Source organism: Citrobacter amalonaticus (assembly GCF_018252635.1).
GTDB classification, from domain to species: domain Bacteria; phylum Pseudomonadota; class Gammaproteobacteria; order Enterobacterales; family Enterobacteriaceae; genus Citrobacter_A; species Citrobacter_A amalonaticus_E.
On record NZ_JAGTXM010000007.1, the window covers coordinates 77,971 to 93,525 of the forward strand.

A 15,555-nucleotide genomic window follows, 5' to 3' on the forward strand; every position below is an offset into this window, starting at 1 on the left:
GTTATACTACCGGCAAAAGATGGCAGGAGTGTTTATGAATCAATCCTATGGGCGGTTAGTCAGTCGGGCGGCCATTGCCGCGACAGTGATGGCGTCGCTGTTACTTTTGATCAAAATTTTTGCGTGGTGGTATACCGGATCGGTGAGTATTCTGGCGGCACTGGTCGACTCGCTGGTGGATATCGCCGCGTCGCTCACTAACCTGTTAGTGGTGCGCTATTCGCTGCAGCCAGCGGATGATGAACATACCTTTGGTCACGGCAAGGCGGAATCCTTGGCCGCGCTGGCGCAAAGCATGTTCATTTCCGGTTCGGCGCTGTTTTTGTTTTTAACCGGCATTCAGCATCTGATTTCACCTACGCCGATGAACGATCCCGGCGTGGGGGTTGTTGTGACCATTATTGCCCTGATATGTACAGTGGTGCTGGTCTCGTTTCAGCGTTGGGTGGTGAAGCGGACGCAAAGCCAGGCGGTACGGGCAGATATGCTTCATTATCAGTCTGATGTTATGATGAACGGTGCGATTCTCGTGGCGCTCGGTCTGGCCTGGTATGGCTGGCATCGTGCGGACGCATTGTTTGCATTAGGGATTGGCATCTATATTTTATATAGTGCATTACGCATGGGCTATGATGCTGTGCAGTCGTTACTGGATCGCGCATTACCCGATGAAGAACGTCAGGAAATTTTTGACATCGTGACATCATGGCCGGGCGTCAGTGGTGCTCACGATCTCCGTACGCGGCAGTCAGGGCCGACCCGCTTTATTCAGATTCATTTGGAAATGGAAGATAATCTGCCGCTCGTTCAGGCACATGTTGTGGCTGAACAGGTAGAGCAGGCGATTTTACGGCGTTTTCCGGGATCCGATGTCATTATCCATCAGGACCCGTGTTCCGTCGTCCCCAGGGAAGGCAAAAGGTTTGAGCTTTCGTAAGTGAGCGTAAAAAAGAGAGCCAGGCCCGCATTTTGTGTATAAATTACCGCCATTTGGCCTGACCTGAATCAATTCAGCAGGAAGTGATTGTTATACTATTTGCATATTCGTTGGATCGTCTCGCTATGCAGGATCGACTTCCGGCAACAGACTTCATTTTGCATTCCAAAGTTCAGAGGTAGTCATGATTAAGAAAATCGGTGTGTTGACAAGCGGCGGTGATGCGCCGGGCATGAACGCAGCAATCCGTGGTGTGGTGCGCGCAGCACTGACGGAAGGACTGGAAGTCATGGGGATTTATGATGGCTACCTGGGTCTGTACGAAGACCGTATGGTGCAGCTTGACCGTTATAGCGTGTCCGACATGATTAACCGCGGTGGTACCTTCCTGGGTTCCGCTCGTTTTCCGGAGTTCCGTGATGAAAACGTCCGCGCCGTGGCTATCGAAAACCTGAAAAAACGTGGTATCGACGCGCTGGTGGTCATCGGCGGTGACGGTTCTTACATGGGTGCAAAACGTCTGACTGAAATGGGTTTCCCGTGCATCGGTCTGCCAGGTACTATCGATAACGATATCAAAGGCACTGACTACACCATCGGTTACTTCACGGCGCTGGGCACCGTGGTTGAAGCGATTGACCGTCTGCGCGACACCTCGTCTTCTCACCAGCGTATCTCTATCGTTGAAGTGATGGGCCGTTACTGTGGCGACCTGACGCTGGCGGCAGCGATTGCCGGTGGCTGTGAGTTCGTTGTGGTTCCGGAAGTGGAATTCAGCCGTGACGATCTGGTTGCTGAAATCAAAGCAGGCATCGCGAAGGGTAAGAAACACGCTATCGTGGCGATCACTGAGCACATGTGTGACGTTGACGAACTGGCGCATTACATCGAGAAAGAGACGGGCCGTGAAACCCGCTCAACCGTACTGGGTCACATTCAGCGCGGCGGTTCTCCGGTGCCTTATGACCGTATTCTGGCTTCCCGTATGGGTTCTTACGCCATTGAACTGCTGCTGGAAGGTCACGGTGGTCGTTGCGTCGGTATTCAGAACGAAAAACTGGTTCACCATGACATCATCGATGCTATCGAAAACATGAAGCGTCCGTTCAAAGGTGACTGGCTGGATTGCGCGAAGAAACTGTACTGATCGCAATTGCCGGATGGTGGCTTGCGCCTTATCCGGCCTACAAGTGCAGTATGTAGGCCTGATAAGCGTAGCGCCATCAGGCATAAAGGCGGAGTGATTCCCGCCTTTTTTACTTCCATTTATATTCCCCGTAGTTATAGCCAATCTTTTTTTATTCTTTAATGTTTGAACGCCTTTCTGGCACGCTTTGTTCATCACAACACAACATAAGAGAGTTGGGCGATGAACAAATGGGGCGTGGGGTTAACCTTGCTGCTGGCATCCAGCGGCGTTCTTGCAAAGGATATTCAATTACTGAACGTGTCTTACGATCCAACGCGTGAGCTGTATGAGCAGTACAACAAAGCGTTTAGTGCACACTGGAAGCAAGAGACGGGCGATAATGTAGTGATTCGTCAGTCACACGGCGGTTCTGGCAAACAGGCGACTTCCGTTATCAACGGGATTGAAGCGGATGTGGTGACGCTGGCGCTGGCCTATGACGTGGATGCAATTGCGGAGCGTGGTCGTATTGATAAAAACTGGATAAAACGCTTGCCTGACAACTCTGCGCCTTACACATCCACCATTGTGTTCCTGGTTCGCAAAGGCAACCCGAAACAAATTCATGACTGGAACGATCTGGTTAAACCTGGCATTTCTGTGATCACGCCAAACCCGAAAAGCTCCGGCGGCGCACGCTGGAATTATCTGGCGGCGTGGGGCTATGCGCTGCACCACAACAACAACGACCAGGCGAAAGCGCAGGATTTTGTGAAGGCGCTGTTTAAGAACGTCGAAGTGCTGGATTCTGGCGCACGCGGTTCGACCAATACCTTTGTGGAACGCGGCATCGGCGACGTGCTGATCGCCTGGGAGAACGAAGCGTTGCTGGCGACCAATGAGCTGGGCAAAGATAAATTCGAAATCGTGACGCCGAGCGAATCCATTCTGGCTGAACCGACGGTCTCCGTCGTGGATAAAGTGACCGAGAAGAAAGGCACCCAGGCCGTGGCGGAAGCCTATCTGAAGTATCTCTACTCACCGGAAGGTCAGGAGATTGCGGCGAAAAACTACTACCGTCCGCGCGATGCAGAAGTGGCGAAGAAATACGAAAATGCGTTTCCGAAGCTGAAACTCTTCACCATTGATGAGGAATTCGGTGGCTGGACGAAGGCGCAGAAAGAACATTTCTCTAACGGCGGAACGTTCGATCAGATCAGCAAGCGTTAAGCGCGGATTGCAGAACAGGCCCGGTGCATTTGCCGCCGGGCTTTTTTATTTGTCATCATTTTGCGTTACTCTTGCAGGCCGTTGAGATACAGGGAACGCGTTATGAAAAAAACTGGCTATGGACTACTGGCCGTGGTCGTTATTGCTGTAGCGGCAGGTGTTGGCTACTGGAAACTGGCTGGAAATCCGGATGCGTTGCGTAAGATTGTCCTTGAGCAATGCCTGCCCAACCAGTTACAGCATCAAAACCCGGCACCGTGCGCCGAAGTGAAACCCGATGCCGGCTATGTGGTCTTTAAAGACCGCAATGGTCCGCTGCAATACCTGCTGATGCCGACCTGGCGCATTAACGGCACCGAGAGCCCAATGCTGGTGGAACAACACACGCCGAATTTCTTCTGGCTGGCCTGGCAGGCGCGCGATTTCATGCGCCAGAAGTATGGCGAAGAGATTCCTGACAGCGTCGTTTCACTGGCCATCAATTCACGCAGTGGACGGACGCAAAACCATTTCCACATTCATATTTCCTGTCTTCGTCCTGATGTCAGAGCACTACTGGATGCTAACCAGGTCAAAATCAGCACCCGCTGGTTACCACTGCCAGGCGGACTGCGTGGTCATGAATATCTCGCCCGTCGCGTGACGGAAAGCGAACTGGCGCAACGCAGCCCGTTTATGATGCTGGCCGAAGAGGTGCCGGAGGCGCGGGAGCGGATGGGCAGCTATGCACTGGCGCTGGCACGTCAAAGTGATGACGCTTTTGTTCTGTTGGCGACGCAGCGCAACTGGCTTACGTTTAACCGGGCGTCGGCGGAAGAAATACAGGATCACGACTGTAAGCTCCTGACTCAGCCCTGAGTCGACACGCCGATGTTCTGTCGGCGTTTTTCTGTACAACCTCTCACTTCCGACCGGCGATGATGTATCGTTGGTTAAAATAATGTGAATTTGATCAAAAGATATAAAGGTATACCTTTATATCTTTTGTGGTTCCATTACACTCCCACATAACGCCTGATCCTGGCTTTCCGAATCATGCGTTAATCATAAAAGCTTTTATTTCACGTAGTTACGTCATCCTTTTTTCGACATTCTTGTGCCCAACGGCGCAAAAGGAATACCGATATGAAATTGTCTATCGTGGAAAAAATAGGTTTCGGCGCCGGGGATATGGCGATCAACGTAGTGATTATTGCCATGCAGTTACTACTGGCATATTTCTACACGGATATTTACGGTTTACGTGCAACGGATGTGGGTGTGCTGCTGGTGGTTGTACGGATGATCGATGCCATTATCGATCCGGCAATGGGAATGCTGACTGACAAAGTGTCGACCCGCTGGGGACGCTATCGCCCGTGGTTGTTATGGTTTGCCATTCCATTCGGTTTTGCCGTTTATCTCATGTTCATCACGCCGGATATGGCGTATACGGCGAAGCTGGCATGGGCTTACTTCACTTACATCCTGATGACGCTGGTTTATACGGCGATCACCATTCCTTATATCTCGCTGATTGGCGTTATCACGGACGATCCGGGTGAGCGTCTGAGCGCCAACGGGTATCGTTTTGTGATGACCAAGATCGCCGCGTTTCTGGTGACGATTGTGGTTCCTGTGCTGGCGGTCTGGCTGGGACAGGGCAATAAAGCGCTGGGTTATCAGCTCTCTATGGGCCTGATGGGGGCGATGGGGGCCGTGCTGTTTATCTTCTGCTTTATGACCACCCGCGAACGCAGCGAACCTGAACTGCCGTCACTGTCAGTCAAACAGCAGTTCACGAATCTGTTGCGCAACGATCAATGGCTGATTCTGGGCGTGGTGATTATGTTGCTGATGTGCGGCTACGTGATCCGCGGCTCGGTCGCCGCCTATTACGCCAAATATTATCTCAACGGCGGTGACAGCCTGATTTCACCGTTCCTGACCGTTGGCGTCGTGGCATCTATTCTGGCGATGATTGCGACCACGTGGGTAACGAAGTTCTGGGACAAAATAAAAATGTTCCGCTACACCCAACTGTTGACCTTCGCGCTGAGTATCGGCATGTATCTCTGCGTCGGGCAGCAGAACCTGATCCTCGCCTTTGTCTTTTACTTCCTCATCAACTTCTTCTGCGATATGCAAATGCCGGTGTTCTGGTCTTCGATCGCGGAGGCGGTTGATTACGGCGAGAAGAAAACCGGGCTGCGCGTGTCGGGACTGGCTTTCGGCGGCATTCTGTTCTTTCAGAAATTCGGGATGGGGATTGCCGGCGGTGTCCTCGGCTTCCTGCTGAGCCATTTCGGCTACCAGGCGGATGTCCAGCAGAGCGCGAGCTCGCTAACCGGCATTGCGCTGATGATGACGCTCATCCCCGCTATCTTCCATCTGGTGGTTGGCGTGGTGATGAAAAAGTATCTGATCAACAACGATTATTACCGCGATATCCAGAGTGAACTGGCGCAACGGCAGGCGTGAGGAGGAGCAGATGAGTCATCTCAACAAAGTCTGGGTGATTGGCGATGCGTCCGTGGATCTGGTGCCGGAAGGCGTGGACACCTACCTGAAATGCCCGGGCGGTGCATCGGCTAACGTCGCCGTCTGTATCGCGCGACTGGGTGGCGACTGTGAGTTTATCGGCTGTCTCGGAGAGGATGATGCCGGACGTTTCCTTCGCCAGACGCTGGCGGAAAACGGAGTTGGCGTAGGATCACTGCGCCTCGACCCGCAGCAAACCAGCGCGGTGCTGATCGTCAATCTGACGCCAGAAGGCGAACGTAGTTTTACCTATCTGGTGCATCCCGGTGCGGACACTTTTGTTTCGGTACGGGATTTACCGACCTTTAGCGCCAACGAGTGGTTTTACTTCAGCTCGATTGGCCTGACCGACAGTCCGGCGCGCGAGGCGTGTCTGGAAGGGGCCAGACGCATGAAGGCGGCGGGCGGGCACGTCATGTTCGACGTCAACCTGCGCGTCAGTATGTGGCGGAATGCCGATGAAATCGCGCCCTTACTCGCGCAATCTATAGCGCTGGCCTCCATCTGCAAGGTTTCTGCTGATGAGCTCTGTTGGATGGGCAAGGTCGAACGCTGGCAGGACGCACGCTATCTGATGCGTGATTTCGGTTGTGAAACCAGCGTTATCTCACTAGGCGATGCAGGAGCGTACCTAGTGACGCCAGAGGGCGAATGCGCGTTCCCGGCCGCGAAAATTTCCGTGGTGGATACCACCGGCGCGGGCGATGCCTTTGTCGGCGGACTGCTTTACACCCTTTCACAAGCCGCTTTCTGGGACAGTCGCCTGCTTGCACAGGCGATCGATACAGCCAATGCCTGCGGCGCGATGGTGGTCACGGCAAAAGGGGCGATGACCGCGCTGCCTTACCCTGAACAGCTTGCGGCTTTTCGCGCCAGCCATCCGCTGGAAAAATTATGCTAAACCGTTAAGGAGTCATTCATGCACGTTGAAATTAACAAAATACTGGGCTGCCTGATTGGTGCCGCTGCGGCGGACGCGATGGGCGCGGCGACCGAAGTGCGTACTCAGCAACAGATTCGCGACTACTTCGGTGGCTGGGTGACCGGGTTTGAGAAACCGCCCGCCGATACGTTTGGTCGCTGTAACGAAGCCGGAATGTGTACCGATGACTTTATTCAGGCGAAGTACATCATGGACGCCCTGCTACAGCATCATCGTCAGGTTAGCGATGAAGCAATGCGTGAAGCCTTCCAGCGCTGGCTGGCCTATCCGTTCTACGCCAATTTTACCGGACCAACCACCCGGGCCGCGATGAAAGCCATCTTTAACGATAACCGCGCCTCGCTTCAGGGTGAACTGGAAGGCGAAAAACAGTCGGTGCAAATCATTAATAAAGGTAATGCGGAAGCCACCAACGGCGCGGCAATGAAGATTTGGCCTGCTGCCGTATTGCATCCTGGCGATATAGAAAAAGCGATTCAGACTGCGCTGGATATCTGCCGCTTTACTCACAACAACGTACTGGCGATGTCAGGTGCCGCGGCGATGGCGGCGGCAACCAGCGAGGCGCTACAGTCCGTGGCGAGTGCGGAAAGCATCATTGCAGCCGGGATTTACGGCGCCGATCGGGGCTACGCGCTGGCGGCAGAACAGGGTGCTATGATGGTTGCCGGGCCGTCGGTGGCACGTCGTATTGAACTGGCGGTGGCGATCGGCAAGCGGCACGCCCACTGGGAGACGGCGATTGTCGAGATTGCCGATATCATCGGGTCCGGACTGCACGTCAGCGAGGCGGTGCCGGCGGCGTTTGGTCTGTTCGCGTGTTGTCCGGATTCTGCCGTTGATGCTATTATTTCCGCCGTTAATATCGGCAATGACACCGATACCGTCGCCACCATGGTTGGGGCACTCTCCGGCGCCTGGCACGGTGCTGATGCTTTTCCTGCCGACTATTTAACTACCGTTAATCGTATGAATCATTTCGATTTGGCTGAACTCGCCAGACAGATTAAAGGGTAGTGCGCTGCCCTACGGGGGCGGCGACACCCGTCCCCGACTGGCAGACTTTGAGGTAAATGGCTTGCAGGTTGATAAAACGAGTTTCACTCCGCTGTATAAGCAGTTGTTTTATATCATCTGCCAGCAGATCCAGAACGGCACCCTGCCGCTGGGGAGTCAGTTGCCAACGCAAAAAGCGATTGCGCAAACCTATAATGTGTCGCTGATCGTCGTGAAGCAGGCGTGGAGTGAGTTGATTAACGCCGGTGTGATCACCTCTCAGCGCGGAAGTGGTTCTGTGGTGAGCGCGGTGCCGGAAGGCGTCAGCTATGGCCATACCTTTCGCGGGATCACCAGCGATCTGCGTGATGCCAGCGTGGCGGTTGAAAACCGCATTCTGGAGATTGCCACACGTCGGGCGCGTGACGCGCAGGAAGATGGTTTAAGCCTGCCGGCTCATCATCACTATCTCTATATTTCTCGGGTGCGATACCTGAATAATCGTCCGTTTAACCACGAGAAAATTTATCTCGATCTCTCCTTTTTCCCGGGGCTCACGCTGACGGCTGATGAACTGGCCCATACCTCGCTTTATCATCTGTTGAATGTGAAAAGCGATTCTGCGATCGAAAAAGTCGATGCCATTCTGCCCAGCGCCGATCTCTGCGAGAAGTTGCAGATTGCTGAGAACAAACCGCTTCTTTCCGTGGCGCGTCAGACGTTTATGGCGGGAGAAGAGCATCCCTTTGAGTATTGCCGCTACTATGTGCTGTCTGATTACTTCGGCGAAATCCATTATCACTAACCCTCTGCTTTTTTAGGGGAAGATGCGCGTTTACAGAAGGGATATGCCCCCGTATTCTTGTTAAAAAAACAACAGGAGACAGGCATGTCGCTCTGGTTTTCACACCCTCTGTTTCTGCCTTCGCTGGTGGTGATTGTCACCATCCTGCTCTGGGCCGCCTCGCTCTTGCCGGAATTTATCACTGCGCTGCTGTTTTTCACCGTGGCGATGGTGGCGAAAATTGCCCCACCGGATGTCATCTTTGGCGGCTTTGCCTCCTCGGCGTTCTGGCTGGTATTCAGCGGCTTTGTACTGGGTGTGGCGATCCGCAAAACCGGACTGGCGGACAGGGCGGCAAGAGCGCTGTCATCACGGCTGACTGAGTCCTGGCCGCTGATGGTTTCAAGCGTGGTGCTGTTGAGCTATGCGCTGGCGTTTGTGATGCCCTCCAATATGGGACGTATCGCGCTGCTGATGCCTGTCGTTGCAGCGATGGCGAAACGCGCCGGGATACTCGATGGCACCCGTGCGTGGTATGGTCTGGCGCTTGCCGTGGGTTTTGGCACTTTTCAGCTTTCCGCCACCATTCTGCCCGCTAACGTGCCGAACCTTGTGATGAGCGGGGCGGCGGAAGGGTCGTACGGTATCCACCTGAACTATCTGCCTTACCTGCTTCTGCATACGCCGGTATTAGGTTGGCTGAAAGGCGGGTTGTTGATTGCGCTGATCTGCTGGCTGTTTCCCGGAAAACCCCATGTACCGCGGGAATTTACGCCACCGGAGCCGATGAGCCGCGACGAAAAACGGCTGGCCTGGATGCTGGCAGTGGTACTGGTGATGTGGGTCAGTGAAAGCTGGCATGGCATTGGCCCGGCGTGGACCGGACTGGCGGCCGCGGTCATCACCCTGTTGCCGCGCGTGGGGTTTATCAACGGAGAGGAGTTTTCCACGGGAGTTAACATCCGTACCTGTATTTATGTTGCCGGTATTCTTGGGCTGGCAAGCGTCGTGACGCAAACCGGTATTGGCGATGCGGTCGGTGAGGCGCTGCTGCACGTGATGCCGCTGGATCCGGATAAACCCTTTACCAGTTTTCTCGCCCTGACCGGCATCACCACCGCGCTTAACTTCATCATGACCGCCAACGGCGTGCCGGCGCTGTATACCACCCTGGCGCAGAGCTTTTCGGAGGCAACGCAATTTCCGCTGCTGTCGGTAATTATGATTCAGGTGCTGGGCTATTCAACGCCGCTGCTGCCGTATCAGGCGTCGCCTATTGTGGTGGCGATGGCGCTTGGGAAAGTACCGGCCCGGGCCGGGATGTTGCTGTGCCTGGTACTGGCGGTAGCGACGTATCTGGTCCTGCTGCCGCTGGACTATGTGTGGTTTAATCTATTAGGAAAATTGTAGGGTAATTGACTGATAATTTGATTTTGTGAGAGGGCGGTGAGATTTACCCGCACGAATGGCGGTTAATATCAAAACGCATACTTATGCGCAGGATACTCAAGGATTGATCCATGGAAAGCTTGACCCCCATTCGCTGTTGGCCAGCCATTATTTCGATCGTTATCACACTGACTATCTGGTTTATTATCCCTTGCCCAGCGGACGTGACGCCTCAGGCGTGGCATCTGCTGGCGCTGTTTATCGGCACGATCGCCGCCATTATCGGTAAAGCGATGCCTATCGGGGCGATTGCCGTTGTGGCGATCATGCTGGTGGCGATGACCGGCGTGACGAATCCCGGCAAGCCAGCTGCGGCGCTTAACGATGCGCTGAGTGGCTTTTCCAATCAATTGATCTGGTTGATCGGTTTATCGATCATGCTGTCACAAAGCTTGCTGAAAACAGGACTTGGGGCGCGTATCGGCTACGGATTTATTGCGTTGTTTGGTAAGCGAACCTTAGGTATCGCGTGGGCATTAACCCTCGCAGAAACGCTGATTGCCCCCGTCACACCAAGTAACACAGCACGCGGTGGCGGCATCATTCACCCGGTGATGCGCGCCATTGCCGACAGCCTTGGGTCGCAGCCGGGTAATAGTGAAAATGGCTCAACGGGTCGTTACCTGGCGCTGGTGAATTACAACATTAACCCGATCAGTTCGGCGATGTTCATCACCGCAACGGCGCCTAACCCTCTCATTGTCACCTTTTTGAATGAGGGGACGGATGGGGTTCTGAACATGACATGGGGGATGTGGGCTATAGCGGCGCTTCTGCCGGCGGTAGTCTCACTGCTGGTGATGCCCATCGTTATCTGGTGGCTCTATCCGCCCGCCATTACCCGCACGCCCGATGCGCCGCAGTTCGCCCGGCAAAAGCTGGATCTTCTCGGCCCGCTGTCGCTAGCGGAAAAAATCACGCTGGCGGTGTTCATTCTGCTGCTTTGTTTGTGGGCCGGCGTTCCGGCGATGATCATGGGCAGCGGCTGGACCGTTAACCCCACCAGCGCGGCGCTGATCGGTTTATCGATTCTGTTGGTGACGGGGGTATTACACTGGGAGGACATCCTTAAGTGCCGCGGCGCGTGGGATACCATCGTCTGGTTTGCCGCACTGGTGATGATGGCGGATTTCCTCAGCAAACTGGGGCTGGTTGGTTGGCTCGCGTCCAGCGTTGGTACGGCAATCGATCACCTTGGCGTCCACTGGAGCGTTGCGACGCTGCTGTTGATCCTGCTTTACGTCTATTCACACTACTTTTTCGCCAGTACCACGGCGCATATCACAGCCATGTTCTCCGCCTTCTTCATCGCGGGGCTAGGTCTGGGCGCGCCGCCGGCTCTGCTGGGACTGATGCTCGGTTTCTCTTCCTCGCTGATGATGTCGCTCACCCACTATGGCACAGGTACTGCGCCGATTATTTTTGGCTCTGGCTACGCGACGTTGGCAGAGTGGTGGAAAACGGGGCTGGTGATGAGTGTGGTGAATCTGACTATCTGGGCGGTGACCGGGGCTTTCTGGTGGCACTGGCTGGGATACTGGTAATGCGGAGATAACCGGGGGAGCGTTCCCCCGGCTGTACAACTTAAGCCTGTTTTGCCGCTTCAGCTGCTTTTACGATCACAGCGAAAGCGTCCGCTTTCAGCGAAGCGCCGCCAACCAGTGCACCGTCGATGTCCGGCTGAGTGAACAGTTCTGCCGCATTGGCTGCGTTTACGGAACCGCCGTACTGGATGATGACCTGCTCAGCAATTTTCGCGTCCGCTTTGGCAATGTGGTCACGGATGAATTTGTGAACAGCCTGTGCCTGCGCTGGCGTTGCAGATTTGCCGGTGCCGATTGCCCAAACAGGTTCGTAAGCGATAACCACGCCTTCGAATGCCGCAGCCCCCTGTGTTTTCAGAACGGCGTCAATCTGACGTGCGCATACTTCTTCCGTTTTCCCTGCTTCGTTTTCGGCTTCGGTTTCACCGATGCACAGAACCGGAGTCAGACCTTGCTCTTTCAGCACGGCGAATTTCTTCGCGATCAGTTCGTCAGACTCTTTGTGGTAAGTACGACGCTCAGAGTGGCCGATAATGATGTACTGTGCGCCGATATCTTTCAGCATTTCAGCGCTTGTTTCACCGGTAAATGCGCCGGACAGGTTCAGGTCAACGTTCTGTGCGCCCAGGAGGATGTGGCTACCGGCTGCAGCGTGTTTTGCCAGGTCGATATACATTTCCGGCGGTGCGATCGCTACCGCACAACCCGCGACGCCAGCCAGCTCTTTACGCAGGTTAGCAATCAGTTCGTTTACCATGTGGCGGCTGCCGTTCAGTTTCCAGTTACCCATCACTAAAGGATGTCGCATTTCTATTCTCCACGCTTTATCAGCGAATTAAGGAAGATGGCCACCCCTCAGGGCAGCATGGTCTGTGAAACAGTATAGAGATCACTCCCCGGAAAGGCTTTGCTTTTTATCATCTCCCCGTCATTCTCCGCGTTGCAGGTGCGTTGGCTGTACTCTCTCACCCCAGTCACTTACTGATGTAAGCTCCTGGGGATTCGTTGCGTCGCCGCCTTCCTGAAACGTGGATAATTTAGGGGGAATTGGACCCATCCAGGTTTTCCGATAACGCCAGCTTAATCGGTTCAACCGCGAAGGTCAGCCCTTTTTCGCCGTTATCTGCGACAACATAGCGAATGGCACCTTCGGTCTCCGCGTAATAGCGCTTATTTTTCCCTGCGGTAAGCAACTTTTGTAGCTTTTTCTGGCTCTGCTCTTTGGTCAGTAAGGGAGCAACCGTGCGGATCACCGCCGCCATATACTCCAGCGCTTTGGCTTTCGCTGCTTTCTGTTCCGGTCCCTGTATCGGTAGCCAGGTTATCTGCATGCTCTTGATCTTAAGCGTTCCGCGCTCAAGGGCGGTCGAGGCATACAGGTTTTCATTAATTTTACTGGCCGCACGGGTGAGGTTGGCTTTGTCGCGGCTGCTGTCGATGGCGCGGAATTCATTTAAGGTAAGCTTCGGATTTTGCGTATTAAAGTTTTCGCGAAACTGGCTGATTGAAAGATCAAACGTGGGGGCGCCGGCGAGCAAATACGGCGCGGTGGTGGCCGCCAATGGCTCAGCCGCCAGCGCTGGAAGGCTGGCTAGCATCGCAGAAAACAATAATAAAAACAGTGAACATCCTGGCTTCATCAATCTTACCTTTCGTTATGACTGTTCACGATTAAAACGATAACCGTCTGGCTTGTCAAAAGGGTAAACTGTCGATGATAGTCATTTTAAAGGAACAGACATGACACTACAGCAGTGGTTATTCTCATTTAAAGGGCGTATTGGGCGCCGTGATTTCTGGATCTGGATTGCGCTGTGGATTGTCGGCATGGTGGTTCTGTTTTCGCTCGAGAGTCAAAAATTACTCCCCGATCAGATTGCTCCCTTTGCCCTGGTGTGTCTACTTTGGCCGACGGCGGCGGTGACAGTGAAACGTCTGCACGATCGCGGGCGTTCAGGGCTATGGGCGTTATTGATTATTCTTGCCTGGATGCTGTTAGCCGGCAACTGGGCGATTCTGCCGGGGATGTGGCAATGGGTGGTCGGACGCTTTGCCCCGACGCTTATCCTCATCATGACCCTTATCGACCTGGGGGCGTTTGTTGGCACCCAGGGCGAAAATAAATACGGTAAAGATACGCAGGATGTGAAGTTTAAAGCGGATCACCAGTAATGTTCTGCGGTCATGTGGCCCGGACGGCGGCGCAAATGTTTGGTCATCTGCCGGGTCTCTTTCAGCAACTGCTGCGTGTCGCGCACCATCTGCGGATTTCCACACAGCATTACATGGCTGGTCTCTTTATCCATCGGTAAGCCTACTGCTTTTTCCAGTTCGCCACTTTCAATCAGTGCCGGAACGCGGCCGGTCAGTGAACCAGCGACCGTCTCCCGGCTCACCACCGTCTGGATCCGCAGTTTGCCTTCGTACCGTTTTTGCAGTTCCTGCATCAGCGGCAGGTAGCTTAAATCGGCGGCGTAGCGTGCGGCGTGGACCAGTACCAGATTTCTGAAACGTTCGAGATCTTTACCCAGTTGCAGAATCGATAAATAGGGGCCGATGGCGGTGCCGGTCGCCAGCATCCACAGCGTGTCACAATCCGGTACTTCGTCGAGCACAAAGAAACCGGCGGCTTCGCTCACCACCTGGACTTCATCGCCGGGCTTGAGTGCCGCCAGGCGCGGACTCAATTTGCCGTCAGGTACGGTGACCAGGTAAAACTCCAGATCGGGATTATTGGGAGCATTCACATACGAGTAAGCGCGCTGGACGCGCTCGCCATCAATCTCAAGACCGAGCTTGGTAAATTGACCTGCGGTGAAGGGATGAACGGGAGCGTGAACGGTCAGACTAAACAGCGCATCGGTCCAGTTCTGTACCTTTGTGACTTTGCCTGTTACCCAATCTGCCATGGTTTTCTCCTGTACGGGTCTCGTCCCCATATCTTCGTTCGTTGAAAGAAAGATTTCCAGCCCGACGGGGCTGGAAGGCTCGAACGAACAAATCAATTACAGGATGTGCGCCTGCACGTCCGGGTCTTTGCGATCGAGGTAGTGAATTGACTGAATACGGCGGATGGTGCGCGATTTCCCGCGGATCAACAGCGTTTCGGTGGTCGCGATATTGCCTTTACGGCTTATCCCTTCCAGCAGATCGCCTTTGGTAATGCCGGTTGCGGAGAAGATAACGTTGTCGCTGCGGGCCATTTCATCCAGACGCAGCGCTTTGCCGGCTTCGATACCCATTGCCTGGCAGCGCGCCAGCTCCTGTTCGCCGATACGACGGTTCTCTTCGCTGTCGCCTTTGACATCATGACGCGCCAGCAGACGGCCCTGCATGTCGCCATCCAGTGCGCGGATCACTGCGGCGGACACCACGCCTTCCGGCGCACCGCCAATTCCGTACAGCACATCCACTTCGCTGTCCGGCATGCAGGTCAGAATGGACGCGGCAACATCGCCGTCAGGAATTGCGAATACACGCACGCCCAGCTGCGCCATCTCTGCGATCACGTCATCATGGCGTGGTTTCGCCAGAATCGTCACCGTCAGTTCACTCAGCGGTTTACCCAGCGCGTTGGCAATGTTGCGCAGGTTCTCTTCCAGCGGCAGGTTAAGATCGATACTGCCTTTTGCGCCCGGTCCGACAATCAGCTTTTCCATATACATGTCTGGCGCGTTCAGGAAGCAACCCTTGTCACCAACGGCCAGAACGGCCAGTGCGTTGGCCTGGCCCATCGCTGTCATCCGTGTGCCTTCAATCGGATCGACGGCAATATCCACCGCGTCGCCGCGACCAGTACCGACTTTCTCACCGATATAGAGCATCGGTGCTTCGTCGATCTCGCCTTCACCGATCACGATGGTTCCGTCAATGTTGACCTGGTTTAGCATTATGCGCATGGCGTTAACCGCCGCGCCGTCGGCAGTGTTTTTGTCACCACGCCCTAACCATTTGTAGCCAGCCAGCGCCGCCGCTTCGGTGACGCGGGAAAATTCGATGGCAAGTTCTCGTCTCATAACAAAC

15 protein-coding genes are annotated in these 15,555 nt (G+C 54.5%); 11 read left to right on the forward strand and 4 right to left on the reverse strand.

The features are described 5' to 3' along the window. Positions 1-34 precede the first annotated feature (34 nt). The 10 genes from fieF to KE671_RS20910 all read left to right on the forward strand — a co-directional run bounded on the left by fieF (position 35) and on the right by KE671_RS20910 (position 11,532). Positions 35-937, forward strand: coding sequence for a CDF family cation-efflux transporter FieF (gene fieF, locus KE671_RS20865; protein ID WP_192479265.1), 903 nt, complete (start codon positions 35-37; stop codon positions 935-937). Positions 938-1,121: 184 nt separating this feature from the next. After that, on the forward strand, positions 1,122-2,084 hold the full coding sequence (gene pfkA / locus KE671_RS20870) for a 6-phosphofructokinase (protein WP_042998908.1): 963 nt from the start codon (positions 1,122-1,124) through the stop codon (positions 2,082-2,084). A 222-nt stretch (positions 2,085-2,306) separates the two neighbouring features. After that, entirely contained in the window at positions 2,307-3,296 is a 990-nt protein-coding gene (gene sbp, locus KE671_RS20875) for a sulfate ABC transporter substrate-binding protein (RefSeq protein WP_206164568.1), read from the forward strand. 102 nt (positions 3,297-3,398) lie between these two features. After that, entirely contained in the window at positions 3,399-4,154 is a 756-nt protein-coding gene (locus KE671_RS20880) for a CDP-diacylglycerol diphosphatase (protein WP_206164569.1), read from the forward strand. A gap of 267 nt (positions 4,155-4,421) precedes the next feature. Continuing rightward, positions 4,422-5,756, forward strand: coding sequence for an MFS transporter (locus tag KE671_RS20885; RefSeq protein WP_206164570.1), 1,335 nt, complete (start codon positions 4,422-4,424; stop codon positions 5,754-5,756). Positions 5,757-5,766: 10 nt separating this feature from the next. Further along, positions 5,767-6,717, forward strand: coding sequence for an aminoimidazole riboside kinase (locus tag KE671_RS20890; RefSeq protein ID WP_206164571.1), 951 nt, complete (start codon positions 5,767-5,769; stop codon positions 6,715-6,717). 18 nt (positions 6,718-6,735) lie between these two features. Then, positions 6,736-7,776: an ADP-ribosylglycohydrolase family protein gene (locus KE671_RS20895; RefSeq protein WP_206164572.1), complete on the forward strand. Its 1,041-nt coding sequence runs from the start codon at positions 6,736-6,738 to the stop codon at positions 7,774-7,776. A 61-nt stretch (positions 7,777-7,837) separates the two neighbouring features. Then, positions 7,838-8,560 (forward strand): GntR family transcriptional regulator, encoded by a 723-nt coding sequence (locus KE671_RS20900; protein WP_206164573.1) that lies wholly within the window; start codon positions 7,838-7,840, stop codon positions 8,558-8,560. A gap of 84 nt (positions 8,561-8,644) precedes the next feature. Beyond that, positions 8,645-9,949, forward strand: a complete 1,305-nt coding sequence (locus KE671_RS20905) for an SLC13 family permease (RefSeq protein WP_206164574.1) — start codon at positions 8,645-8,647, stop codon at positions 9,947-9,949. Positions 9,950-10,059: 110 nt separating this feature from the next. Continuing rightward, positions 10,060-11,532: a DASS family sodium-coupled anion symporter gene (locus tag KE671_RS20910; protein WP_206164575.1), complete on the forward strand. Its 1,473-nt coding sequence runs from the start codon at positions 10,060-10,062 to the stop codon at positions 11,530-11,532. 40 nt (positions 11,533-11,572) lie between these two features. On the opposite strand, the gene tpiA is transcribed toward KE671_RS20910, so the two are convergent. Together tpiA and KE671_RS20920 are read right to left on the reverse strand one after the other, a co-directional pair. Then, the gene (gene tpiA / locus KE671_RS20915) at positions 11,573-12,340 is read right to left on the reverse strand and encodes a triose-phosphate isomerase (protein WP_042325562.1); all 768 of its coding nucleotides are present in this window, start codon (positions 12,338-12,340) and stop codon (positions 11,573-11,575) included. Between the two features lie 229 nt (positions 12,341-12,569). Next, positions 12,570-13,172 carry a YiiQ family protein gene (locus tag KE671_RS20920; protein ID WP_206164576.1) on the reverse strand — a complete coding sequence of 201 codons (603 nt, stop codon included), beginning with the start codon at positions 13,170-13,172 and terminating at the stop codon, positions 12,570-12,572. 100 nt (positions 13,173-13,272) lie between these two features. Between KE671_RS20920 and KE671_RS20925 the strand changes: the two genes are divergently transcribed. After that, positions 13,273-13,704, forward strand: coding sequence for a DUF805 domain-containing protein (locus KE671_RS20925; RefSeq protein ID WP_206164577.1), 432 nt, complete (start codon positions 13,273-13,275; stop codon positions 13,702-13,704). Here KE671_RS20925 and fpr read toward each other — a convergent pair. Beyond that, positions 13,695-14,441 carry a ferredoxin--NADP(+) reductase gene (gene fpr, locus KE671_RS20930; RefSeq protein WP_206164578.1) on the reverse strand — a complete coding sequence of 249 codons (747 nt, stop codon included), beginning with the start codon at positions 14,439-14,441 and terminating at the stop codon, positions 13,695-13,697. The two genes, KE671_RS20925 and fpr, sit on opposite strands and share 10 nt — an antisense overlap. A gap of 96 nt (positions 14,442-14,537) precedes the next feature. Then, complete coding sequence (gene glpX / locus KE671_RS20935; RefSeq protein WP_206164579.1) at positions 14,538-15,548, reverse strand: class II fructose-bisphosphatase; 1,011 nt, start codon at positions 15,546-15,548, stop codon at positions 14,538-14,540. Positions 15,549-15,555 lie beyond the last annotated feature (7 nt).